The 22,228-nt window shown below is 61.7% G+C and carries 20 protein-coding genes; 6 read left to right on the top strand and 14 right to left on the bottom strand.

Features of this window, described 5'->3' with window-relative positions; genetic code table 11:
* Window positions 1–12: 12 nt before the first annotated feature.
* Window positions 13–1,338 (bottom strand): PLP-dependent aminotransferase family protein, encoded by a 1,326-nt coding sequence (locus YH62_RS07455; RefSeq protein WP_046793518.1) that lies wholly within the window; start codon window positions 1,336–1,338, stop codon window positions 13–15.
* A 101-nt stretch (window positions 1,339–1,439) separates the two neighbouring features.
* Here YH62_RS07455 and YH62_RS07460 point away from each other — a divergent pair, with 101 nt between their 5' ends.
* The 5 genes from YH62_RS07460 (at window position 1,440) to YH62_RS07480 (ending at window position 6,325) form a co-directional block, all read left to right on the top strand.
* Window positions 1,440–2,402, top strand: a complete 963-nt coding sequence (locus YH62_RS07460) for a nitrate ABC transporter substrate-binding protein (protein WP_046793519.1) — start codon at window positions 1,440–1,442, stop codon at window positions 2,400–2,402.
* Window positions 2,403–2,460: 58 nt separating this feature from the next.
* The gene (locus YH62_RS07465; RefSeq protein ID WP_046793520.1) at window positions 2,461–3,351 is read left to right on the top strand and encodes an ABC transporter substrate-binding protein; all 891 of its coding nucleotides are present in this window, start codon (window positions 2,461–2,463) and stop codon (window positions 3,349–3,351) included.
* Window positions 3,348–4,274 (top strand): amino acid ABC transporter permease, encoded by a 927-nt coding sequence (locus tag YH62_RS07470; RefSeq protein WP_046793521.1) that lies wholly within the window; start codon window positions 3,348–3,350, stop codon window positions 4,272–4,274. The genes YH62_RS07465 and YH62_RS07470 overlap by 4 nt, the downstream gene beginning before the upstream one ends.
* Complete coding sequence (locus tag YH62_RS07475) at window positions 4,274–5,065, top strand: amino acid ABC transporter ATP-binding protein (protein WP_245282066.1); 792 nt, start codon at window positions 4,274–4,276, stop codon at window positions 5,063–5,065. The genes YH62_RS07470 and YH62_RS07475 overlap by 1 nt, the downstream gene beginning before the upstream one ends.
* 66 nt (window positions 5,066–5,131) lie before the next feature.
* Entirely contained in the window at window positions 5,132–6,325 is a 1,194-nt protein-coding gene (locus tag YH62_RS07480) for a M20 aminoacylase family protein (RefSeq protein ID WP_046793522.1), read from the top strand.
* 61 nt (window positions 6,326–6,386) lie between these two features.
* On the opposite strand, the gene ugpC is transcribed toward YH62_RS07480, so the two are convergent.
* From ugpC to YH62_RS07525, 9 genes are all read right to left on the bottom strand, one after another.
* A complete protein-coding gene (gene ugpC / locus YH62_RS07485) occupies window positions 6,387–7,451 on the bottom strand; it encodes a sn-glycerol-3-phosphate ABC transporter ATP-binding protein UgpC (protein ID WP_046793523.1) in 1,065 nt (354 codons plus the stop codon).
* A 4-nt stretch (window positions 7,452–7,455) separates the two neighbouring features.
* On the bottom strand, window positions 7,456–8,682 hold the full coding sequence (locus YH62_RS07490) for an AGE family epimerase/isomerase (RefSeq protein WP_046793524.1): 1,227 nt from the start codon (window positions 8,680–8,682) through the stop codon (window positions 7,456–7,458).
* A gap of 5 nt (window positions 8,683–8,687) precedes the next feature.
* Window positions 8,688–9,584 carry a carbohydrate ABC transporter permease gene (locus tag YH62_RS07495; protein WP_170986369.1) on the bottom strand — a complete coding sequence of 299 codons (897 nt, stop codon included), beginning with the start codon at window positions 9,582–9,584 and terminating at the stop codon, window positions 8,688–8,690.
* Window positions 9,581–10,468: a sugar ABC transporter permease gene (locus YH62_RS07500; protein WP_046793525.1), complete on the bottom strand. Its 888-nt coding sequence runs from the start codon at window positions 10,466–10,468 to the stop codon at window positions 9,581–9,583. The genes YH62_RS07495 and YH62_RS07500 overlap by 4 nt, the downstream gene beginning before the upstream one ends.
* A 116-nt stretch (window positions 10,469–10,584) precedes the next feature.
* Window positions 10,585–11,886, bottom strand: coding sequence for an extracellular solute-binding protein (locus YH62_RS07505; RefSeq protein WP_046793526.1), 1,302 nt, complete (start codon window positions 11,884–11,886; stop codon window positions 10,585–10,587).
* Window positions 11,887–11,973: 87 nt separating this feature from the next.
* The gene (locus YH62_RS07510; RefSeq protein WP_046793527.1) at window positions 11,974–13,242 is read right to left on the bottom strand and encodes a neutral/alkaline non-lysosomal ceramidase N-terminal domain-containing protein; all 1,269 of its coding nucleotides are present in this window, start codon (window positions 13,240–13,242) and stop codon (window positions 11,974–11,976) included.
* Window positions 13,239–14,381 carry an amidohydrolase family protein gene (locus YH62_RS07515; protein WP_046793528.1) on the bottom strand — a complete coding sequence of 381 codons (1,143 nt, stop codon included), beginning with the start codon at window positions 14,379–14,381 and terminating at the stop codon, window positions 13,239–13,241. Before YH62_RS07515 ends, YH62_RS07510 begins: the two co-directional genes overlap by 4 nt.
* Window positions 14,381–15,172: a sugar isomerase domain-containing protein gene (locus YH62_RS07520; protein ID WP_046793529.1), complete on the bottom strand. Its 792-nt coding sequence runs from the start codon at window positions 15,170–15,172 to the stop codon at window positions 14,381–14,383. The genes YH62_RS07515 and YH62_RS07520 overlap by 1 nt, the downstream gene beginning before the upstream one ends.
* The gene (locus YH62_RS07525) at window positions 15,165–15,953 is read right to left on the bottom strand and encodes a 6-phosphogluconolactonase (protein WP_245282053.1); all 789 of its coding nucleotides are present in this window, start codon (window positions 15,951–15,953) and stop codon (window positions 15,165–15,167) included. The genes YH62_RS07520 and YH62_RS07525 overlap by 8 nt, the downstream gene beginning before the upstream one ends.
* 210 nt (window positions 15,954–16,163) lie before the next feature.
* Here YH62_RS07525 and YH62_RS07530 point away from each other — a divergent pair, with 210 nt between their 5' ends.
* Window positions 16,164–17,162 (top strand): LacI family DNA-binding transcriptional regulator, encoded by a 999-nt coding sequence (locus tag YH62_RS07530; RefSeq protein ID WP_046793737.1) that lies wholly within the window; start codon window positions 16,164–16,166, stop codon window positions 17,160–17,162.
* Between the two features lie 37 nt (window positions 17,163–17,199).
* Here the strand turns inward: YH62_RS07530 and YH62_RS07535 are convergent, their stop codons facing one another.
* From YH62_RS07535 to YH62_RS07550, 4 genes are read right to left on the bottom strand one after another with little or no spacing between them, the layout of a single operon-like run.
* A complete protein-coding gene (locus tag YH62_RS07535; protein ID WP_046793530.1) occupies window positions 17,200–18,075 on the bottom strand; it encodes a hypothetical protein in 876 nt (291 codons plus the stop codon).
* On the bottom strand, window positions 18,062–19,249 hold the full coding sequence (locus YH62_RS07540) for a galactarate dehydratase (RefSeq protein WP_046793531.1): 1,188 nt from the start codon (window positions 19,247–19,249) through the stop codon (window positions 18,062–18,064). The genes YH62_RS07535 and YH62_RS07540 overlap by 14 nt, the downstream gene beginning before the upstream one ends.
* 46 nt (window positions 19,250–19,295) lie before the next feature.
* Window positions 19,296–20,492, bottom strand: coding sequence for a mandelate racemase/muconate lactonizing enzyme family protein (locus YH62_RS07545; protein WP_046793532.1), 1,197 nt, complete (start codon window positions 20,490–20,492; stop codon window positions 19,296–19,298).
* Complete coding sequence (locus YH62_RS07550) at window positions 20,489–22,228, bottom strand: ABC transporter ATP-binding protein (protein WP_046793533.1); 1,740 nt, start codon at window positions 22,226–22,228, stop codon at window positions 20,489–20,491. The genes YH62_RS07545 and YH62_RS07550 overlap by 4 nt, the downstream gene beginning before the upstream one ends.

Consider the following 22,228-nt stretch of genomic DNA (forward strand, 5'->3'; position numbering starts at 1 on the left):
CCGAGAGCTCACCTAAAGAGTATTGGCAAGGGCGATTGCATCGGCCACCTCCTCGCAGCGGCTTGAAAGCGTGGCGGTCGCCACGCGTATATGGTTGCTCTGCATGATGGAGAACTTACTGCCCGGATTGACCGCGATATTGCGCGCGGCAAGCGTCACCATGGCATACTGTTCCGACGCAACCGGAACCCACAGGCAGAGCCCGCTGCCGGGCGGTATATGGATACCCTTGTGCGCGAGCGCCTGCGCAAGGCCGTCACGTCGCTTCTGATAGATATCGCGGGCCTCGGCGATCACCTGCTGCGTTGACGGATCGCGCAGCAGCCACGCGCCGGCCGCCTGCAGGATACGGCTGGTCCAGCCGGCGCTGAAACTGCGATAGGATTGTATCTGATCGACGATGGCGGGCGAACTGGAAAGCACGGCAAGGCGAAGGTCCGGACCGAGCGTCTTGGAGTAGGAAACGATGTGGACGGTGCGCTCCGGGAATCGGCTTCCCAACGAGATGGGCGGCATGGCGGAAATGTCACCTGTGCCGTCATCCTCGATGATCAATGCGTCGCTTCCCGCCAGAATATCTCCAAGCAGATCGAGACGGCGGGGGCTGACCGTGGTGCCTGTGACGGAATGAAGTCGTGGCTGAAAGAGAAACACGGTCGGGCGCTGCTGCAGCGCACCGCTTAGCGAGGAGGGCAAAGGCCCCTCTTCATCGCAGGCCACCGGTATGATCCTCGCGCCGAGATCTTCGAGAATATCAAGAAGCCGCATTGCCGTCGGATGCTCGATGGCAACGGGGGCGCCTGGTGAAACCAGGGCATGCAGGGCCGTATAGACGGCATTGTAACCGCCGTTGGTGGCGAGAAACGCTTCTGCCGAATAGGGCCATCGCGGCGAGACGACCTCCTCCAGCTCCTTTACGATGCGGCTACGCTCATAACTGTTGAGGTTCTGGACGGAAGCGCCGTAGGCCATCGCCTCAGCAAGCCCCGGCAGAAGCGTGGCGTCGGGCACGGCCTTGGTAAGATCAAGCGCTCCGGGCCCATAATTGCCCGAACTTGCAAGCCGTTCCGGCTTGGCGACGAAACGGTCGCCACTGACCCAGGTGCCGTTCCGGCCGCGGCCGGTGATGATTTTCTGGCGCCTGAGTTCGCTCCAGGCTTCAGAAATGGTCGCCGGGCTGACCCGCATTTCATAGGCGATATCCCGAATGGGCGGCAGCCGAGTGCCGATCGGCAGGGCTCCGGCGCGAATGAGCGCCCTTGTTCCCAACGCGATTCCGCGAATGGTACGATTGGCTATTTTTTCGGCAAACCAAGAGGCTTCGATGGTGTCGCTCATTTTCTAGCATGTTAAATGTTCAATAACGTAATAACATTTGTGCTTCAATTTTTGAACATTTAGCTTCCGGCCCGTCAAAGATTTTTGTGAGTATTTTCCGCATGACTGTGAAGCTTCGCCTGGCCCTCCGTGATTGGGATTATATGACCCCGCTGGTTCTCGGAGACGTCTCCTCGCCCCGGCTCGACATAGAGGTCGATCGCGTCGGGACACTCGTCTCCAATATCGCCAAGGACGAAGCGCATGACGCGGCGGAAATGTCCTTCAGCCGCTATTCCCAGCTGCGCCACGATGGTGATGAAAGCGTTGTCGGCATGCCGAACTTCGTCATGCGCGGCTTCCGCCATCGCTGCATCATCACCACCAAGGAAAGCCCGATCCGCAAGCTTTCGGACCTTGCCGGGAAGAAGATCGGCGTCACCGGCTGGCGCGATTCCGGAAATACCTGGACCCGTGCGGCGGTGCGCCGCGAAGGGGTCGGCGTAGAAGATGCCATGTGGTATGCGGGACGCCTGACGGAAGCGCATCCCGTCACCGATCGTCTTGACGGTTTCGGTCGGCCGGGCCGCATCGAGGCCGCGCCCGGCGAGCGCCCGATGGCCGACCTGCTGCTGGACGGGGGACTGGATGCCGTCTTCACCCCGTTCATGCCAAAGGGCTTTTTCGATCAGGATTCTCCGTTTCGCCAAGTGCTCGACGATTTCCGCGCGGCCGAAGTTACCTATTTCAACGAGGTCGGCTATGTGCCGGGCATGCACCTGATCGGCTTCAAGGCCGAGATCGTGTCGGAGCATCCGTGGATCATGGACGAGCTCAGCGCCCTCATCGATGAGTCACAGCGCGTCTGGCTGGAGAAGCGCGAGAAATACGCGGACACCACGCCCTGGATGATCGACGAGCTACGTCGTTGTGCCTCCGATCTGCCCCCATCCTGGAATATCAGCGGGTTGGAGGCAAACGAGAAGATGATCGGCGACTTCGCCACCGAGCTTTTCGAGCAGAAGATCCTTCCGAGACGGTTGACGCCCGCCGAACTCTTTCCCTGGCACGCGAAAGCCGGGTGACACCTCTATCCTTCGCCATTGAATGAACCAGCTGGCAGAACCAAAAAGGGGAATACCAATGCCATCGAAATCGATCGTTTCCGCCGCCTTCATCGGCCTCTTGCTCGCAAGCCCCGCGCTTGCACAGGATGCGGCCATCCCGAAGCTCTCGGTCAACGAGGAATTGCGCGCGCGCCTACCCGAAAATGTCCGCACCGAAGGCAAGATGATCTCGGTCAACAACGGCTCCTTTCCTCCCTATGAGATCGTCACCGGCACCGAGATGACCGGCGCCAGCGCCGATCTTACCGACGCGCTCGGGCAGGTGCTCGGCGTCAAGATCGAGCATGCGACCGTCGGCGGCCTTCCGGCACTGCTGGCCGGCGTCAATTCCGGCCGCTACCAGTTCGCCTTCGGGCCGGTCGGCGACTTCAAGAGCCGTGAAGAAGCCAATGATTTCGTGGATTGGGTTCAGGAATTCGTCGTCTTCGCGGTGCAGAAGGGCAATCCCAAGGGCATAACATCGCTGGATACCGCTTGCGGCAACCGCATCGCCGTCATGGCCGGCGGCTCGGCCGAGCGGGTGATCCAGGTGCAGGCAGAAAAATGCAAGGCCGACGGCAAGGATCCCATCGAGGTTCAGTCCTATACGGATCAGCCGAGCTCCATTCTGGCGGTCCGCTCGAGGCGCGCCGACGCCTTCTTCTCCTCCCAGGCGCCGCTCACCTATTTCGTATCGCAGGCCAATGGCCAGCTGGAACTGACCGGCGTCGGCCAGAAGAACGGCTTCGACGACCTCTATCAGGGCGCCGTCGTCCCAAAAGGTTCGCCGCTCGGTCCGGTCCTTCAGGACGCCATCAAGGTTCTGATGGACAACGGCACCTATGCCGCGATCATGAAGAAGTGGGGCCTTGAGAACAACATGCTCAAGGAGCCGGGTATCAATCTCGGGGGCCAGTTGCCGAAATGAGCCAGCCGACCGTAACACGCGCAGCGCCTCCTGGCGCTGCGGACTTCCGCGATGTGGCGACGGCCCATGCGCCATTCCGCTTCGGTCGTCTCGCCCTCTGGCTGATCGTCGCGATCATCGTCGTCGATTTCGGCTGGATCGTCTCCAACAACGAGAATTTCGGCTGGCCGGTCGTCGCCCAGTATTTCTTCGACCCGACCGTCATCCAGGGCCTTTACGTCAGCCTCGGCCTGACCGTCGTTGCCATGGTGCTCGGCGTCATCCTTGGCCTGCTGATCGCCATCGCCCGCATGTCGAACGACCGGCTGGCCAGTTCGTTCGCCTCACTGTTCATCTGGTTCTTCCGCGGCACGCCGCTGCTGGTCCAGCTGATCTTCTGGTACAACATGTCGACCCTGTTCCCGCAGCTGTCGATCGCCATTCCCTTCGGCCCGACACTGGCAAGCTGGGATACCAATTCGGTAATCACGCCAATGACGGCGGCGATCGTCGGACTTGCGCTCAACGAAGCGGCCTACATGGCAGAGATCATCCGCGGCGGCCTGCTTTCCGTCGATCGCGGCCAATCCGAAACGGCGGAAGCCTTCGGCATGACCAAGGCGCGTGCACTGCGGCGGATCATCATTCCCCAGGCCATGCGCTCCATCGTGCCGCCGACCGGCAACCAGCTGATCAGCATGATCAAGGCCACCTCGCTCGTCAGCGTCATCGCCATGGCCGACCTGCTCTATTCGGTGCAGTCGATCTATAACCGCACCTTCGAGATCATCCCGATGCTGATGGTTGCCGTCATCTGGTATCTGCTCATCACGTCGATCCTCAATGTCGGCCAGAGCTATATCGAAGCCTATTACGGGCGTAGCGACCGCCGCAACGGCGGTGCTACCAAGCCTGCCGCCGCCACAGAGGAGGCAAGCCATTGATCGCAGCCGTGAATACAAAGGGCGAGAACGCAAAGCCTCTCGTCCAGGCCCGGGACGTCCATAAGGCCTTCGACCAGCTCGAGGTGCTGAAGGGCATCGACCTCGACGTCATGCCAGGCGAGGTAGTGGTCATCCTAGGGCCTTCCGGTTCGGGCAAATCGACCTTCCTGCGCTGCATCAACCATCTCGAAGCCATCCAGAAGGGCTATATCGAGGTGGATGGCGAACAGATCGGCTACCGGGTCCGCAACGACCGGCTGGAAAAACTTTCTCCAAACGGCATTGCCCGCCAGCGCCGCAAGATCGGCATGGTGTTCCAGCAGTTCAATCTCTACCCGCATATGACGGTGCTGCAGAACATCATCGAGGCGCCCGTCGGCGTCCACGGGATAAGTCGCAAGGATGCGATCGAAAATGCTAGGCAGCTTCTGCAGCGCGTCGGCCTGTCGGAAAAGGCAAACGCCTATCCCCGCCAGCTCTCCGGCGGCCAGCAGCAGCGTGTGGCGATCGCCCGGGCGCTGGCGATCAAGCCGAAGCTTATGCTGTTCGACGAGCCGACCTCGGCACTCGATCCCGAACTCGTTGGCGAAGTGCTTTCGACCATGCGGGATCTTGCCAAGCAGGGCCTGACCATGATCGTCGTCACCCACGAAATCGGGTTTGCCCGCGAAGCCGCCGACCGGGTGGTCTTCATGGATGGCGGCAAGATCGTCGAAATGGGCAAGCCTGAGGATGTGATCGGCAATCCGCAGCATCCGCGCACCCAGGCCTTCCTGTCGCGCTTCCTATAAACTCCCCACCTTGCCCCGGCTCCAAAGGCCGGGGTCTTTTTTGATTTCGAAACGTCTGGACCTCCAATGCCCTCGCAAGACAATCTCTACGCCCGCGTCTCCGATTTTGATGCCATGGAAGCCGAGCTGAAGGCGACCCGGCAGTATCTGCACGCCCATCCCGAGCTTTCCTTCGAGGAAGCCGAAACGGCGCTTTTCGTCGCCGAGAAGCTCGAAGGCTGGGGCTGGGACGTCACACGCAATGTCGGTGGCCATGGCGTGGTCGCGCGCCTTAGCGCCGGCACAGGAAGCAAGGGGATCGCCATTCGCGCCGACATGGACGCGCTACCGATCCTGGAAGAAACGGGGTTTGCCTATGCCAGCAAGGCTCCGGGCAAGATGCACGCCTGCGGCCACGATGGACATACGACGGTGCTTCTCGGCGCGGCCGAATATCTGTCGCGCACACGCCGCTTCAACGGCACGGTGACATTGATCTTCCAGCCTGCCGAAGAGGCGGGCAAGCCAAGCGGTGCTCAGAAAATGATCGCCGACGGCCTTTTCGAGCGTTTTCCCTTCGATGCCATCTTCGGCCTGCATAACCATCCGGGCGCTCCCGAAGGCACACTGCTCCTGCGCTCCGGCCCGATGATGGCTTCCTCCGATACGGTCAACATTACCATCAAGGGCAAGGGCGGCCATGCCTCGCGTCCCCATCTGACGATCGATCCGGTCGTGGTTGCCTGCAACCTCGTGGTCGCGCTGCAGACCGTCGTTTCGCGCAATGTCGACCCAACGCAGACCGCCGTCGTGACGGTCGGCACCATACACGCCGGCGAAGCCGTCAACGTCATTCCGGAATATGCCCGGATGGCGCTCAGCGTCCGCTCCTTCGAGCCAAAGGTTCGCGACCTCCTGCAGGAGCGGATCACCAGGCTCGCCCAATCGGTTGCCGAAGGTTTCGGGGCGACGATCGAGATAAATTACGAGCGCGGCTATCCAGTGGTCGTCAATTCGGAAGCCGAGACCGCCTTTGCCCGCACCGTCGCGGAGGAGCTCGTCGGGTCGGACAGGGTCTCCACCTGCCATCTCATCCCGGGCAGTGAGGATTTCGCCTATTTCCTCGAGCACAAGCCCGGCAGTTTCCTACGGCTCGGCAATGGCGTGGATTCGGCGATCCTCCACAGCCCGAAATACGACTTTGCCGATGGCAGCCTCACGACAGGAGCGGCGATGTGGGCACGGCTTGCCGAGCGTTATCTGCAAGACACTGGCGCCTGACGACTTTGACGCTAGATGCGCCGACGCCTCGCGTCGGCGCATCTGCCATGTCCTTGCCCTCTCAGAGCCGTTGGCCTGTGACGGATTCAAAGAGATGGCTGTTGGCGGATGCAAGCGTCAGGTTAAGTACGTCGCCGGTCTTGATGAAGAGACGCTCGCGAAGCTGCACAGAAATCTTCTGGCCGTCCACCGCGCCCTGCACGAAGGTTTCCGAGCCGGTCGGCTCGATATTGGTAACCGTTATCGGAATGCCCTCGCCGGGGGCCGCAATCGTCAAGTGCTCCGGCCGGATGCCGTAGGTCACCGCTGTACCGGGCGCAGCGGAGGCTTCGGCTCCCAGCGGCAGCCGAACGCCGTTCTCCGTCACCACCGATTTGTGGTCCTCCGAAACCTTGGCCGAGAGAAAATTCATCGAAGGCGAACCGATGAAGCTTGCGACGAACATGTTGGCCGGCTTGTCGTAAAGCTCCAGCGGCGCGCCGACCTGCTCGACGATGCCGTCCCGCATCACCACGATCCGGTCGGCCATTGTCATGGCCTCGATCTGATCATGGGTGACGTAGACCGTCGTCGTCCGGATGCGAGCGTGGATGTCCTTCAACTCCGCGCGCATCTGTACGCGCAGCTTGGCATCAAGATTCGATAGCGGCTCGTCGAACAGGAAGACCTTAGGGTTACGCACGATGGCGCGTCCCATGGCGACGCGCTGGCGCTGGCCGCCCGAAAGCTGCTTCGGGTAACGCTGCAGGTAGTCGGTCAAGCCTAAGATACGTGCCGCATCCGCCACTCGCGAGGCGATCTCCTCCTTGGATTTCTTCGCAAGCCTGAGCGAGAAGCCCATGTTCTCGGCGATCGTCATATGCGGATAAAGCGCATAGTTCTGGAAGACCATGGCGATGTCGCGGTTCTTCGGCTCGACCTCGTTAATGACGCGGCCATCGATGCGGATCGTGCCGCCGGTGATTTCTTCCAGTCCGGCAATCATCCTAAGCAGTGTGGACTTGCCGCAACCCGAGGGGCCGACCAGCACGACAAAGGCGCCGTCCGGTACATCCACAGAAACCCCCTTGATGGTTTCGAAAGCACCATAAGCCTTGCGGACGTTCTGAATCTCAACGGAAGCCATGAAACTATCCCGAAATAGCGTGTGATTGGGGCTTGAGCCGATCGGCCGCATGGATGGCTGCGAGCAAGCTGAGGCCAGTGTGATAACCGGGGTCGAGATCCGGTGTGGCAGGCACGAAGTCGACCGGTCCGTCCTTCGACATGGTCTGGTAGGCGATCGGCGGGGTGCCACGCCAATAGCCCTCAAAGAACACCGCATGCGCCGCCTTCCAGACCCCCAGGCTCTCGGCACTGCCCGTGCGCTGATGACAAAGGGCTGCGGCGCGGATCGTCTCCGGCAGCGACCACCACGGACAATAGGGGCTCAGCGGCCTACCGGACGCGATCGATACCGTAAGCGCGATGCCCGGTCCGACGAAGCCTTTCTTGAAGGACGAAACTAAAATGCGCTCCAGCGTCTCGATCAGCGCTGGCTCGGCATTGCCGTCGAGATAGTCAAGCGCGAAGCCGACGAACTCGATGCCGTGGCCGACATTGCAGGCATCTTCGCCCGGCACATTGCGGAGCAGGTCGGTTCCGGCATCGTAATGCCGGTCAATGACGTGAGCGATGAAGCGATCGGCAAAGGCAAGATGGGCCGTGTGACCAAAGCGTTTCAGCATGCCTGCTGCGCCTAAAAGGATCATGCGCGGCCCGAAATCGTCCGCCTGGGTGGCGAGATTTTCGAGCGACAGAGGCCGGCGCTCGTCCATCTGGAAACGACCGTTACCGATCGACGCCACGACCTGTGCGAGATAGGCAAGATGGTCGGCCACGCCTGGCAGACCGTAGCGGCTCGCCGCGGCCACTAGTCCCTTCGCCACGAAGGCGTCGGAATAGGTATAGATCACCGCCGGCATTTCCTGCTTGCGCAAGACGCCGGCCTCGTCCGCATAAACCGGCACCATGTCACGATCGTAGCAGAAATAGGCATGGCCATCCGATTGCTGAAGAGCGGCGAGCAGATCGTAAAGACGGCGGCCCGCGATATCGAGCTTGACGGCGAGCGGCGGCAACTCCCGCTCGAAGAATTCCGCATGGGCAACAAGGGATTCAAGGGCCCTGCCCTGGATCCAGCCATAGGTATAATCAGGCCCGCGTACGCCGTCCTGCGTCCCATAATCCCTCAACGTTACACTGTTCTGCTTGGTATTCAAAAACCCACCGCCGAGCACCCGCCGCTGCAACATCCAATAGAGTGTTCCCGCGTTGGCCGCGGCATAGGTGGTGCGCGCCTCCTCGATAAACTCCATCGCCGTCACTCCTTGAGGCCGGTGCTGGCGACGCCCTGCACGAAATTGCGGCGCAGGATGACGAAGAGCAGGATCGACGGAATGAGCACAGTGGCGGAGGCGGCGCTCAAGCGGCCAAGATCGACCGTGAAGCCTGTCTGGAAAAGCGCCAGCCCCACCTCGATCGTGTAGCTCGTCCGCGTGGTCGCGACGATCATCGGCCAGGCAAACGCGGTCCAAGCCTGGAAGAAGGCAAGCACTGCCAGCGCACCGAGCGCTCCGCGCAGGAGCGGCAGGACGATATGCAGGAAGATCCAGAACTCGCCGGCGCCATCGATGCGCGCCGCCTCCAAAAGCTCATCGGGGATCGAATGGATGACGTTCTGACGGATCAGGAAAATGCCGAAGCTCATCACCAGGTAACCGAGCAGCAGGCCCCAGACGGAATTCAGGATGCCGAGGCTTTTTGCCTGGAAATAGAGCGGGATCATGTAGACCTCGAAGGGCACGATCGCGGTCGCGAGAAACAGCGCGAAGATGAGGTTCAAGGTTCCGAAGCGGAATTTCCCGAAGATATAACCGGCAATCGCCGAGGTCGCGACGATCGCGACGGTCGAGAGCACCGCAAAGGCGAGGCTGTTGCCAATCCAGCGGATGAGCGGCGTTTCGCCAAGCACCGCCGAGAAATTGGCAAGCGTCGGGTCACGAGGGAGGATGGTCGGCGGCCAGGCGAGCATTTCGGCGGGCGTCTTGAAGGCATTCGCCACCAGGAACACGAGCGGTAGCAGCATCAGAAGAGAGACGATGACAAGAAAGACATCGATCGCGAGATTGGTCAGGCGCTTTCTGCGGCGCAGGCGGCGGCCCTCGGCAAGTTCGTCCGCAGTCGGTCCGATATCGACGGTCGCGATTTCGGCGGTCATATCCTGCCCCTTTCCCGCAGCATCGAGAACTGGATGAGCGTCAACACCAGCACGATGACCAGCAGCACCACCGCTTCAGATGCGGCGTAACCAACGCGATAGTTGCGGAAGCTGTTTTCCAGCATGTCGAGAACCAGCACACGCACCTGCCTTCCCGGCGCGCCTTGAGCATCCGATGCCAGCACGAAGGCCTGGGCGTAGACGTTGAAGCCGGAGACCAGCGTTACGACCGAGACGTAAAGCGTGATCGGTTTGAGCATCGGGATCGACAAGAACCAGAAACTCTGCGGACCGGAAGCACCATCGAGCTTGGCCGCCTCATAAAGCGAAACCGGCAGGTTCTTGAAGCCGACGATGTAGATCAGCACCGCGTAACCCAGCGCCTGCCAGGAGCAGAGGACGATGATGCAGATGACAGACAGTACCGGGTCGAACAGCCAGTTCTGCGCCGGAATTCCGAAGAAATTCAAAAGCGCGTTGAGCGGCCCGAGCCGGGCATCGAAGATCCACTTCCAAGCCATGGCAGCCGGCACCAGCGAGACGACATGCGGGATGAATACGGCTGTCTCATAGAAGCCGGCCATCCTCGAGCGCGTGCGATGGAAGATCAAAGCGGCAATGACCAATGCCATGGGGATGGTCAGCAGAAGCACGCCGAAGGCGATGATCGTTGTGTTGACAAGCGCATCAAGGAACAGGTGATCGCCCATCAGCTCGCGAAAATTGGCAAGCCCGATGAACGGCTTGTTCCTGGACAGAATATCCCATTTGAAAAGGCTGAGCCTCAGCGTATCGGCGATTGGATAAAGCCGCACATAGCCGAAGATCGCCAGCGTCGGCAGGATCGCGAGGATCGCAAAGATAAATCTTTTGCGCTTCAGCATTATGTCATGGCCTGTAGATAAGCGGGTTCGGCCGCGAAGCGGGTCGACCCTGATCCTCGGAGAGCCCGGGACGAACGATGCCCCGGGCAGATGCGATTGGCGAGGCTTATGGCGGATTATTTCGCAGCCAAGCCTTCGCGATCGAGGATGGTGTTCACTTCGTCGCTCGCCTTCTTCAGGAAAGCGTCGATCTTGGCATCGTCGCTAGCCATCGAGGCGTCACCGAAGGCGACCACGAGCTGGGCCGCGACGCGGGTCAGGATCTCCTCTATCGGGCCGATCGACGGCAGCGTGAAGAACTCGTAGCCCTGCGGATAATTGACGAAAGCGGCAAAGGCCGGCTGCTTGGTCGTAACGCTCGAATAATCGACGCCCGATCGGTTCGGCAGCCAGCCAACGTTCTCAAGCAGCCAGACGAGATTTTCCGGCGAATTGGCCGCCTGGGCGAATTCCCAGCCGATATCGGCATCATCGCCAGCGACATAGAGATTGGTCGGCAGCGCGATCGAGCCCTTCGGCAGCGGCGCGGTTGCGTATTTCAGATCGGGCGCCTTCTTGGCGATATCGCCGATCACCCAGGATTCACGGATGAACATGGCGGTCTGGCCGCGCTCGAAAGCATCGGCATCGGCAGGCATTTCCGGCGTGACGGTCTTCAATGTGTAGATGTTTTCGAGATACTGTTTCAGCGCCTTGCGACCAGCCTCGTTGGCGAAATCCGCCTTCCACTTGCCATCGCCGGCGGGCACCAGGATCGCCCCACCATACTGATGCATATTGATCCAGAATTTTTCGGCAATGCCCTGACCGCCACCGGAAAGGCGCAGGCTCCAGCCGGAAACCGTCGCCTTGCCGGAACCGTCGCGCTGCGTCAGCTTCTCGGCATATCTGGAATAGTCCTCCATGGTTTTCGGGGGCTCGGTGAGGCCGGCGGCCTTGAACATGTCGGTGTTGTAATAGAGTGCACCCTGGCCGCGGAAGAGCGGCACACCATAGACAGTGCCGTCGTAACTTGCTGTGTCACGGAAGAACGTGTCGAAGTTCTGCGGATCCGTGACGAAGGCCGCGACATCATCCGGCGCTTCCGGCAGGAGGCCGTTTTCAAGATAGCGGGTGGCGGTCGAGCCGGAAAGCTCGATGACGGTGATACCTTCCTGGCCACCCGTCAGGCCGAGCGCTACGCGCTTTTCATGCTCGCGCAGCGCAATCGCCTCGACCTTCACTTCGAGATCCGGATGGCTGGCCTTCAGGCCTTGGGCAACATGTTCGTAAAACGGCGCCATTTCCGGATAGCCGCTCCACACCGTCAGCGTTTGCGCAGAAGCGGAAGAGAGGCCGGAAAGCATAGCGGCGCCGAATGCCATACCCAGAAGCCGCCCACGGGTGGAAATCCTGTTTTTCACTGATACGTTTTTCATGGCCCTGTTCCCTCTTGTTATTGATAAAAAGCTCTCATGCAACCGGTTGCGTGTCAAGCATCGGATCAGTCTTGCTCGTCGCGGATTCTACCGCTTCACGCCTCCTCCGCTGTCGTTTGCCAGTTCGATCGCACAGGCGGCAAGCGCTTCGGCCGAGCCGGGCGCGAAGCTCGCGGCCAGACCATAGTAGCGGTGCGCTTCGTCGACTTCATAGCCGCCATGGGTAAACTCACCGGCGGGCGGGATATAGCCCGGATTGTCATCGGCAAAGCCGATGACAAAGGCGGGTCTTTCCGGGCCGAGTGCTGCGCGGATCGACAGAGCCGTTTGGGCAAAAATCTCGCCTGGCAGCGCCACGATCGGAACGCCGCCCCAATCGAGCACCGTCACTCGCGCGGCAAGCGGCTCCGGCTCGATGGGAGCGATATCGCGCGCCCAGTCGGCCCAGTAGCCGAGCAGATTTTTGCGTGCGGGTTCGGCGACCAAGACCTCCTCCCGCCAGCGCTTTTCGAGGATTTGCGGAGTATCCGTCTCCCGTCGCCGGAAGCTCAGCGCAACGGTGCCGTTTCGCGCATTGACGGTTTCCGATGCGAGGGTCTCCGAGGTCGCGAGGACTGCTTCGGCAATCTTGCGGCCGATCCGCTCGGCGGCCTCATAGGTCCGGCCCGCACTGGCGGCGAGCGTGATGGATGCGTGGGCCGAATGGCCGGTATTGGCGTCACCGACGCAGCCGGTCATGAAGAGAGCGACCGCGCCGGGATAGGCTTCCTCCAGCGCGTGGCGCACGAAATGCGGATAGTCCGCCGTCCATAGAAGATTGTCGGCGGCAAGCACCACCGGATGGCAGGCATAGGCCGTTATAACGGCGATCATGTCACCCCGTTCGTCGCGAATACGCAGCGTCGGCAGGGAAGCGTCCACCGGTCCGCCGGGATGACGCCGGTTGCGCGCTACCCCCGGGTCGCTCCCCTGCCCCGCCGCCGCCCTGGCCGGCCGGCGGGCTGCGGCGGCCTTGTCGATCGCCGCCACACACGCATCCTCCAGCCGCTCCAGGTAGGTCGGATCGGCAGCCATACTGAGCCTGCCGGTCATGGAAACCGGCCCGCCATGATTGTGGAGTGCCGCGACGACCACGTTTTCGGCAGGGAGCATGCAGCGCTCACGGATGCGCGCGCTCATGCCGGCATCGATGCCGATCACGTCGGCCACGACGACAGCCGTATCTCCGATTACCACCGCGCGTGCCGTCAGCGTATCATGGATACCTTTTGCGGGCAGGCTGCGGGCGGCGAAACCGGACATCAAGAGCCCCGGCGGCGGCGTGATATCGACGACGGCTGCCCCGGCTTCAATCATGCGCAAAACGCCTTCTCGCCATGGACCCAGGCTTCGCGAACCCTGATTTCGCGATCGCCCTGCGACCAATCGAAACGGATGATATCCGCCCGCGCGCCCACCTCCAGCCGCCCTCGTCTGCCCACGAAGCGGCCGGGATTTCGTGTTGCCAGAAGCAAGGCGTCGGCCAGGGATAAGCCGGCCATCTCAGCGGCGATCGCCACATTGGCGGAAAGGGGCAAGCTGGCGCCGGCGAGATAGGGCGTGCCGGCAATACTGATGCGCCCTTCCGGCGAAACCTCGACCTGTCCGCCGACCGGTTGTTCGTAGAGGCCCCGCGGCATGCCGGCAAGCGCTACCATGTCGGAAACGAGGATTGCCCTTTCCATGCCCTTGGCCCGCAACATGGCCTTGAACGTATCCGGCGGCAGATGCCAGCCGTCGGCGATGAAGCTCGCCATCAGACGGTCATCGGCAAGTTGCGCCCAAATGAAATTCGGGTGACGCGGCAGCATGGCCGCAGCCCCGTTGCCGAGATGCGTCGAGAGCACCGCACCCGCCTCCGCGGCTGCGTGAATCTGCCCGGGCGTCGCCGCCGTATGGCCAAGCGCCACATGCACCCCGCGCTTAGTCAAGGCACGGATATAGTCAATGCTGCCCTCATGCTCCGGTGCGATGGTCACCATCGAAACGAGATCGCCGGAAGCCCTCTGCCAGCGATCGAATTCCGCAATCGAGGGTGGCCGGACATGCTTTTGCGGATGGGCGCCGCGCGGACCATCCCTGTCGCAGATCGATGGTCCCTCGACATGCACGCCCGGTACCATCTCAGCGATCAGCCGATGCCCGGCGCGGATCTTGCCGATCGCCTCCAGCGTCTGGAGGATCGACGCTTCCGACGCGGTGATGATGGTTGGCAGCCATACGGTTACGCCGACACTCAGCAACTCCTCGCAGAGCGACAGCATGACGTTCGGCGTAACTTCGCCGTCATTGAGATCGAAGCCCCGGAAACCGTTGATCTGCAGGTCGATCAGCCCCGGTGAGAGAAAATGAGCGCTTGTATTTTCGGCCGCACGAACAGCGGCAATTTTGCCCTCGGCGATGTCGATCGCAATACCTTTGCCGGTGCGCGGATCGATACCGTCGACGGTCGTCATCAGAGCGCCCTCACCCGGCCTTGGAAATCAGCGATGAAGCGATTGTTCGCCTCGTCTCCGCCTGGCGCATTGCCGCTGCGCCAGACGGGCGGCTCGACGCCGCGTTCCACGAGCTTGGCGACCGTGCGGATGACGAGGCAGTTCAGCGTGAAGGCATTGGCGAAGGTGGAGATCGCCGCAATGTTCTCGTTCATCCCCGGCGCCGTTACCACCGCATCGCCGACCGGTACCTTTGTATCGATGGCTATATCGACGATGTCGTGCAGGTTCTGCCTGGTCGGATGGCGCGCGGGGTGTTCCGGCGACGTGCTCGAGGCGTGCAGGCGAGAGCTGACGCCAATGAGAAACGTGCCGCGCCGGCGCGCCTCCAAAGCCGCATCGATCAGTGCCGCATTGATGCCGTAGGCATTCACCAGGATGAGCAGGTCGGTTTCGCCGAGCCGCTGGTTAGCGATGACCACCTTGCCGTAACCGGGCGTGCGCTCGATCGCCATGGAGCGCAGCGCGCCGTTGGAAAGCAGCGTGCCCTCGTCGAGGATCGCGCTGATATGCATCAGCCCGCCGGCGCGGAAGAAGACTTCCTGCGAGGCCAGATTGGAATGGCCGCCAGGCCCGTAGATATGCACGAGCCGGTCGGCGGCGATTTGCCCGGCCAGCTTTAGGGCCGCCTGATCGAGCGAAGCCTTTTCCTCCTCCAGCACCCGCCGCATCAAGGCCTGGGTGGAGGCGAAATAACCTTCGCAGAGCGCATCCGCATCGATGACAGGCCCAGGGGCTTCAAGTTCAGGCATCGGGATCGGACCCCTTGTCGATATAGAGAGTGCAGGCGGCGTGAGTACGCAGAGCGCTTGCCGGGCAGTCGGTGCTGAGCGGGCCGTAGAGCGCATTGCGAACAGCATCACGTTTGACGATGCCCGGCACCACGCAGAACAAACGGCTCGCCCGAAGCAGTCGCGGCACCGTCAGTGTGATTGCCTCATGGGGCACGGATGCAAGATCCGGGAAACAGTCGTCATGGACCTGCTGCTGACGGCAGGTTTCATCAAGCTCGACGATCTTGACGTCTAGGGGATCGGAAAAATCGGCAACGGGCGGATCATTGAAAGCGACATGCCCGTTGACGCCGATGCCGAGGCAGACAAAATCGATCGGCGCCGCGTTCAGAAGATCAGAATAGCGACGGATCTCTGCCATCGCATCCGGCTCCGGCTTGATGCGGTGGACGGCGGCAAAAGGCAGCTTGCCGAAGACATGCACGTCCAGCCAATTGCCGAACCGGGCCGGTGAGGACGGCGAAAGGCCGATATATTCGTCCATATGAAAAGCGGTGACGCGGTTCCACTCAATGCCCGGTACCGCGCAAAGGGCGGCAAGCATATCCGCCTGGCTGGGTGCTGCCGCAAATACCATTCGAACATTGGCTTGTTTGCCGAGACGCTCGGCAAGTGCAGCCGCGATATCCGCCGCCGCGGCCGCCCCCATCTTAGCCCGTGTGGCAAAGCTTTCGACCACGAGCCGGTCGAAGATCCGCCGTGTGCTTGGCGAAGGACGAAGGGTGGTTGCGAGGTTCAACGCAGTCTCCATGGCGCATGCGGGGAGATCGGACGGCTTCGCCGCGCCCCGTTGCAGATCCCCATTTTTCTATTGGTGAAAGAGTTCCATGCAACCGGTTGCATGTCAAGTGGATGAATGGCAGTCTTCCGTCTCAAAGTGCCAACTTAAATTGAAGGTTCCGTGGAATTCGTGGTAGTCGAAGCAAAAAAGGGCGAGTTTCCAGAATCCATGATCAAGCGGACCAAGGGCGTCACCATCAGCCAGGTCGCGGAAGCGGCCGGGGTGGCGCGTTCCAGCGTCTCGCGCGCTTTCACCCGGCCGGACATGCTGAGCCCGGAAACGGTGGAGCGGATCATGAAAGCCGCCGAGGCAATGGGCTATGTGCCGAACCATACGGCGCGCGCCCTCAGCACCGGCCGGCACGGCAATATCGGGCTGATCGTGCCGGATATCGCCAATCCGTTCTTTCCGCCGATGATCCAGGCGGCCCAGCTCGAAGCCGACCGTTCGGATTTCTGTATCTTCCTCGGCAATACCGAGGAGAACCCTAAGCAGGAAGACAAACTCGTCGGCCGGTTCGCGGGCCAGGTGGAAGGCCTCGTGCTGGCCTCCTCCCGGCTTTCCGACGAACGCATCCGCGCCCATGCCGGCAAGCTGCCGCTCGTGCTGATCAACCGCGATCTCGACGGGATCCCGCGTGTGCTGATCGATAGCGGTTCGGGTGTGCGGGAAGCGGTCGAGCATCTCGTCAAGCTCGGCCATCGCAAGATCGCCTATGTGAGCGGCCCTTCGACCTCCTGGTCCAACAAGCAGCGGCGTTCGGCCATGCGTGCGGCCGCCTCCGGCCTCGGGGTCGCAGTCGAAACCGTGCCTGCGGTGCTGCCTAGTTATAATTCCGGCCGCAACGCGGTGGGCGCCATCCTCGCCACCGGCGCCACGGCGGCGGTCGCCTTCGACGACCTGACGGCGCAGGGCGTACTTGCAGGGCTGGCGGAAAAGAGCATTTCAGTACCCTTAGATTTTAGCGTGATCGGCTGCGACGACGTGCTCGGTGCCGTTACCTATCCAGCACTCACCTCTGTTTCGAACCGCTCGATGGAGGCCGGTCGGGTTGCCGTATTCCTGCTCCTGGACATGCTGCAATCACGCGCCGTCCGCGATGTGCGCTATGTGCTTGAGACCCACCTGGTCATGCGCGAAACAACAGCGCTTCAGTCGAAAAATTGAACGCACAGGCGCTCCCGCTCGCCCATGGCTGCTGCCGTCAGTCTGCCTTGCGAATCGACATCGCTACATCGGCTTGGATGAACGCACCCGGAGTGAGCGCGGCCAAGCCGAAAGCTTTCTTCTCGCTGTCCGGATAGCGGAGGGCGCCGCCAAGATGCGAGACCGGCTCAAGGCACAGATAGGTCGGCATGCGATGGACAACGAGATAATCCAGTGGCGATTGCCAATTCATCCGCACGATGAGACCGCAATCGACAAGAACGTCCGCACTTCGGGCTCCTGAAAAATGCCGCGTGAATTCGCCTGCCAAGAGCTTGCATTCCGCAGCATATGGTCTTGTCTCGTGCGTCGGAAGGCTGGCACGATCGCTCGCGTGCTCCACAAGCGCGTCGCAAAAAACCGGGCGCGACAAGTCCGCCGCGAAATAGGGATGCCATCCGAAACCGGCCGGCATCGTTGCCTTCGCCTTGTTCTGAAGCGAAAGCCGAAGGGCAAGGCCGGCGCTGTCAAGCGTGAAACTCTGCTCCGCCCGGAAATCAAACGGCCAGTCGTCATCCGCCGCATAGTCCAGCACCATCGTCAACGACGTCCGCTCATGCGCTGTCACGCACCATGGCCGCCGGTGAGCCGGACCGTGAAGGGCATCCGGCGGGCTCGTGGGATGCGGCATCACCTGGAACGCTCTTTCCTCGAAGCTGAAGGTTCCGCCTTCGAGCTTGTTGTGGAACGGGAAAAGGGGATAGGCACCACCCTTCGGCCAGTAAAGGGGATCGAAAGGATCCGTTCCCAGGGGAACGAGGACCTCGCCGTGATCCCTGTGTGAAAGGCGAAGCATTCGACCGCCGGCTTTCGGTTGAAAGACGGCGGTCAGCGGGCCGTTTTCCAGAACGACCAAGCCCTCAGGCGAAGGCATACGATCCGTCCGGCCGCTTCGGCACGCGTCGCTGCCAATGCACATAACCGTCCTCGTTCATCGCCTTTTCGTCCATTTCAACGCCCCAGCCGGGCCGATCGGGCCTCAGCTCCAGATAGCCGTCCTTCGGCAGATAGGGATCGGCGACATAGCGGGTTGCATCGATGCGTTTCTCCACCTCGGTGCCGCCATAGACATAGCCCTGGCCGACGGGCAGACGATATTCGAGGATCTTGAAATTCTGCGTGGCGGCGGAAAAGTGGACATTGACGGCCGTTGCCAACGGCCCCATGGGATTGTGCGGCGCCACGCCGACGAAGAAGGCCTCGGCCAGCGTCGCAATGCGACGCATTTCGCTGATGCCGCCCACGACGCAGATGTCGGGCTGGATCAGGTCCGCGCCCTTCACCTGCAATAGGCGCAGGAATTCATAGCGGCTGTAAAGCGACTCGCCGGTTGCCAGCGTGCAGTTCAAACCCTGCTTCAGATCACCCCAGGCTTCGATGTTTTCCGGACGCAGCGGTTCTTCGAAGAAGAGCGGATCATAGGGCGCAAGCGCGTTGCCGAGCTGGCGGGCAGCCGCCGGCTCGAATATCTTGGCATGGGCATCGAAGGCGATCTCATAATCGTCCCGGACGGTTTCGCGCAGCGACCGGAAATAATCGGCCGAGGCCTTCACGACATTGCCCCAACGATGGGCATGCATATCGATCCGCCAAGGGCTGAGCTTGAAGGCCGTGAAGCCCCAATCCGCGTTGAGCCGATCGAATTCGTCTCGGGCAGCAGGTGCGTCCGGTGCCGTATATACGCCCGCATAGACCTTGACGCGATCGCGAACCTCGCCACCCAGCAGTTTGTAGACGGGAACATTGGCAGCCTTTGCCGCAAGATCCCATAGGCAATGATCAAGGGCGGAGATAGCGGCAAGGCCGAGCGCCCCCGGGGGGAAGCGGCTTTGCTGGATCAGCAGATTGATCAGATAGTCGATGCGGGTCGGATCCTGGCCGGCAATGAATGCATAGAGATAGTCGAGCAGAGGCGGCAGGGCCTTGTCGGGACCGTGATTGTAGCATTCGCCCCACCCCGTCAGCCCGTCGTCGGTATCGAGGGCGAGGATGACACGCGGGCGGTCCTTGTCGCGGGTCATGAAAACCCGCATCCGATCGATCTTCATTTTCAATTATCCTCAGATAGTCAGTTTTTGTGGTTTGCCCAGATTTCTAGGGATTGAAGTAGCTGCGCCGCGACAGGCGCATCTGCACATAGAGGCGCTCGCGATGGGAGCCTGCGGTTTCCGGCGCCGGGATCGGGATATTGCCTTCGCTCGGAAAACGGGCGACGAATTCCTCGTCGATATCGCAGCCGAGTCCAGGCGTGTCCGGCACGGCGAGCGACCCATCCTGCTGCACAGGATGCGGCACGATCGTGAGCTGCCGGCCTTCCCAATCATCGTCGAGCCGTTCCAGCATCAGCGCGTTGGGGATTGAAGCCATCAGATGCAGGGCGGCATATTCCGCCACCGGACCGAGCGAGCCGGAATGCGGAGCCATCTGGATGTGATGGGCTTCCGCCATGGCGGCGATCTTCTTCATTTGGGTGAGGCCACCTGCTCGACCCGTATCGGGTTGGATGACGTCGACGAGTTCCTCCTCGATGAGCTGGCGTTCGCCGAAGATCGTCGAGGCGCGCTCGCCCGCTGCCAGCGGCACCTGAGCGGCATCGCGGATGCGGCGGTAACCCTCGAGGTTTTCCGGCGCCAGCGGCTCCTCCACCCAGAGCAGATCATAGGGTTCAAGCGCCCGCGTCAGCCGCGCGGCGTCGGCCGGCGTCAGCCATGGCGGGCCGTGCAGGTCTATGGCGATATCCATGTCGTCGCCCAAACCTTCGCGCAGCATGGCAACCTTTTCCACCGGATCGGCAAGACCGCTGCACTTGATCGCCTTAATGCCGCGCTGCCTGAGCTCTCGCGCCCGTTCGACGGAATTGGCATGCGAATAGATCGGGATGCGATCGCGCAGCTTGCCGCCGAGCAGCATCCAGACGGGGACGCCGAGCGCCTTGCCCTTGATGTCCCACAGCGCCATGTCGATGCCGGTCATGGCGCCTCCGCCGACCGTGCCGAGCATGCCATGCCCCATCATCGCCACCTGCATCTTCTGCCAGATCTTTTCCGTGTGGAGCGGATCTTCCCCGATCAAGAGCGGTGCGAGGTCCTTGATCGCGGTTTCGATCACGCGCGGCCAGCCCGAGCACTCCCCGACGCCGGTAATGCCTTCGTCGGTCTCGATCTTAAGAAATAGCCAGTTGCGGGTTCCTGCAAACGGCTGCTCGGCCTTGGAAAGCGGCACCCCTTGCCGTGCGCCCACGTCCGGAGCTCCCGCCCGCATCAGAAACGTTCGGATACCGGTGATCTTCATCGTGCTGCTCCTCCATTCGTGATGGCTGCCACGTTCGGCGCGGCGGGTTCGACGTAACGGAACCGCCGTGAACGATCGCGGTCCCGAGGATCAGGTCGCGGAATGGCCGAGATGAGCGCCTGGGTGTAGGCATGATCCGGCGCGTTGCAGACCTTGTCCGCCTCGCCCACCTCCACCAGTTTGCCGCGATACATGACGCCAACGCGGTCGCACATATAGCGGATGACGCCGATGTCATGGCTAATGAAGATGTAGGCGAGGCCGAGCTCATCCTGCAGACGCATCAGGAGATCGAGCACCTGGAAGCGCACGGAAACGTCGAGCGCGGACGTCGCCTCGTCCGCGACGATGATGCGCGGATTGAGGGTGATTGCGCGCGCTATGCCGATGCGCTGGCGCTGGCCGCCCGAGAAGGCATGTGGATAACGCTCGCGCGTGGCCGGGTCGAGGCCTACCTGCTCCATGAGATGGCAGACGCGCTCGTCGAGTTCCTTGCCCCTAGCGACGCCGTTGACCAGCAATGGCTCCCCGATCACCTGGGAAACCGTCATGCGCGGGTTGAGCGAGCCGAACGGGTCCTGGAAGACCATGCGCAGCTCGCGGCGTGCCGTTTTCAACTCCGCACCTTCGATCCTGGCAAGATCGATGGTCTTGCCATCGGACCGGCGGTAGCGAATTTCACCGGCGGTCGGGTCGTAAAGCCGCATGATCGAGCGGCCCATGGTGGTCTTGCCTGAGCCGCTTTCGCCGACGATGCCGAGTGTCTCGCCGGGGAGCAGCGAAATGGACACCTCGTCCAGCGCCTTCATGTCGCCGAACTGCATGGAAAGCCCACGAATGTCGAGGATCGGCTCTGCGCTGGTATCAAGCGGCGGTCGGGCGAGGCGGATTTCGGCCTTCTGCTCCAGCTTCAGCACCGAGCCTATCAGCATGCGCGTATAGGGATCCTTCGGCGCATGGAAGATCTCATCCACCGGTCCGTATTCCTTGGCCACCCCATGATGCATCACCAGAACGTCGTCAGCGATCTGGGCGACCACGCCCATGTCGTGGGTGATGAACAGCACGGCCATGCCATGTGCCTTCTGGAGCCGCGAAATGAGATCGAGGATCTCCGCCTGCGTCGTGACGTCCAGCGCCGTGGTGGGCTCATCGGCGATGAGAAGCTGGGGCTTGCAAGCCAGTGCCATGGCGATCATCGCGCGTTGACGCATGCCGCCGGAATATTGGAAGGCGTAGCGATCGATCGCCTTGTCCGGATTGGGAATCTCGACCTGGCGCAGCAGGGAGATAGCCTCCTTGCGCGCCTCCGCCTTGCTCATGTTCAGATGCAGGCGAAGTACCTCCGTAATCTGATCGCCGACGGTATGGACCGGCGAAAGCGACGACATCGGCTCCTGAAAGATCATGGCGATGTCCCGTCCCCGAACCGAGCGGATCGCCTTTCCCCGCGGATCGAGTTTGGCCAGATCGAGCGAGGTGCCGTCCTGACGATTGAGCATGATCGAGCCTGAGGCGATGCGGCCGGGAGCATCGATGATCTGCAGGATGGATCGGGCGGTTACGGATTTGCCCGACCCGCTTTCTCCCACGACGCAAAGCGTCTTGCCGGGCTCGATGGAAAAGGAGAGATCGTCGACCGCCTTGAAGATGCCGGTGCGCAACGGGAATTCCGTCACCAGGTTCTTGACTTCGAGCAGCGGCTTGCGCGGCGCAAGGGTGAGGATATCGGTCAT

It is taken from the genome of Rhizobium sp. LC145, from assembly GCF_001005825.1.
Lineage (GTDB): Bacteria > Pseudomonadota > Alphaproteobacteria > Rhizobiales > Rhizobiaceae > Neorhizobium.

What these genes read in the sequence shown, in the direction of transcription:
- YH62_RS07455 (WP_046793518.1), bottom strand. Translation starts at nt 1,338, where the DNA reads ATGAGCGACACCATCGAAGCCTCTTGGTTTGCCGAAAAAATAGCCAAT.
- YH62_RS07460 (WP_046793519.1), top strand. Translation starts at nt 1,440, where the DNA reads ATGACTGTGAAGCTTCGCCTGGCCCTCCGTGATTGGGATTATATGACC.
- YH62_RS07465 (WP_046793520.1), top strand. Translation starts at nt 2,461, where the DNA reads ATGCCATCGAAATCGATCGTTTCCGCCGCCTTCATCGGCCTCTTGCTC.
- YH62_RS07470 (WP_046793521.1), top strand. Translation starts at nt 3,348, where the DNA reads ATGAGCCAGCCGACCGTAACACGCGCAGCGCCTCCTGGCGCTGCGGAC.
- YH62_RS07480 (WP_046793522.1), top strand. Translation starts at nt 5,132, where the DNA reads ATGCCCTCGCAAGACAATCTCTACGCCCGCGTCTCCGATTTTGATGCC.
- ugpC (WP_046793523.1), bottom strand. Translation starts at nt 7,451, where the DNA reads ATGGCTTCCGTTGAGATTCAGAACGTCCGCAAGGCTTATGGTGCTTTC.
- YH62_RS07490 (WP_046793524.1), bottom strand. Translation starts at nt 8,682, where the DNA reads ATGGAGTTTATCGAGGAGGCGCGCACCACCTATGCCGCGGCCAACGCG.
- YH62_RS07495 (WP_170986369.1), bottom strand. Translation starts at nt 9,584, where the DNA reads ATGACCGCCGAAATCGCGACCGTCGATATCGGACCGACTGCGGACGAA.
- YH62_RS07500 (WP_046793525.1), bottom strand. Translation starts at nt 10,468, where the DNA reads ATGCTGAAGCGCAAAAGATTTATCTTTGCGATCCTCGCGATCCTGCCG.
- YH62_RS07505 (WP_046793526.1), bottom strand. Translation starts at nt 11,886, where the DNA reads ATGAAAAACGTATCAGTGAAAAACAGGATTTCCACCCGTGGGCGGCTT.
- YH62_RS07510 (WP_046793527.1), bottom strand. Translation starts at nt 13,242, where the DNA reads ATGATTGAAGCCGGGGCAGCCGTCGTCGATATCACGCCGCCGCCGGGG.
- YH62_RS07515 (WP_046793528.1), bottom strand. Translation starts at nt 14,381, where the DNA reads ATGACGACCGTCGACGGTATCGATCCGCGCACCGGCAAAGGTATTGCG.
- YH62_RS07520 (WP_046793529.1), bottom strand. Translation starts at nt 15,172, where the DNA reads ATGCCTGAACTTGAAGCCCCTGGGCCTGTCATCGATGCGGATGCGCTC.
- YH62_RS07530 (WP_046793737.1), top strand. Translation starts at nt 16,164, where the DNA reads ATGATCAAGCGGACCAAGGGCGTCACCATCAGCCAGGTCGCGGAAGCG.
- YH62_RS07535 (WP_046793530.1), bottom strand. Translation starts at nt 18,075, where the DNA reads ATGCCTTCGCCTGAGGGCTTGGTCGTTCTGGAAAACGGCCCGCTGACC.
- YH62_RS07540 (WP_046793531.1), bottom strand. Translation starts at nt 19,249, where the DNA reads ATGAAGATCGATCGGATGCGGGTTTTCATGACCCGCGACAAGGACCGC.
- YH62_RS07545 (WP_046793532.1), bottom strand. Translation starts at nt 20,492, where the DNA reads ATGAAGATCACCGGTATCCGAACGTTTCTGATGCGGGCGGGAGCTCCG.
- YH62_RS07550 (WP_046793533.1), bottom strand. Translation starts at nt 22,228, where the DNA reads ATGACCGATATCCTCACCCTTGCGCCGCGCAAGCCGCTGCTCGAAGTC.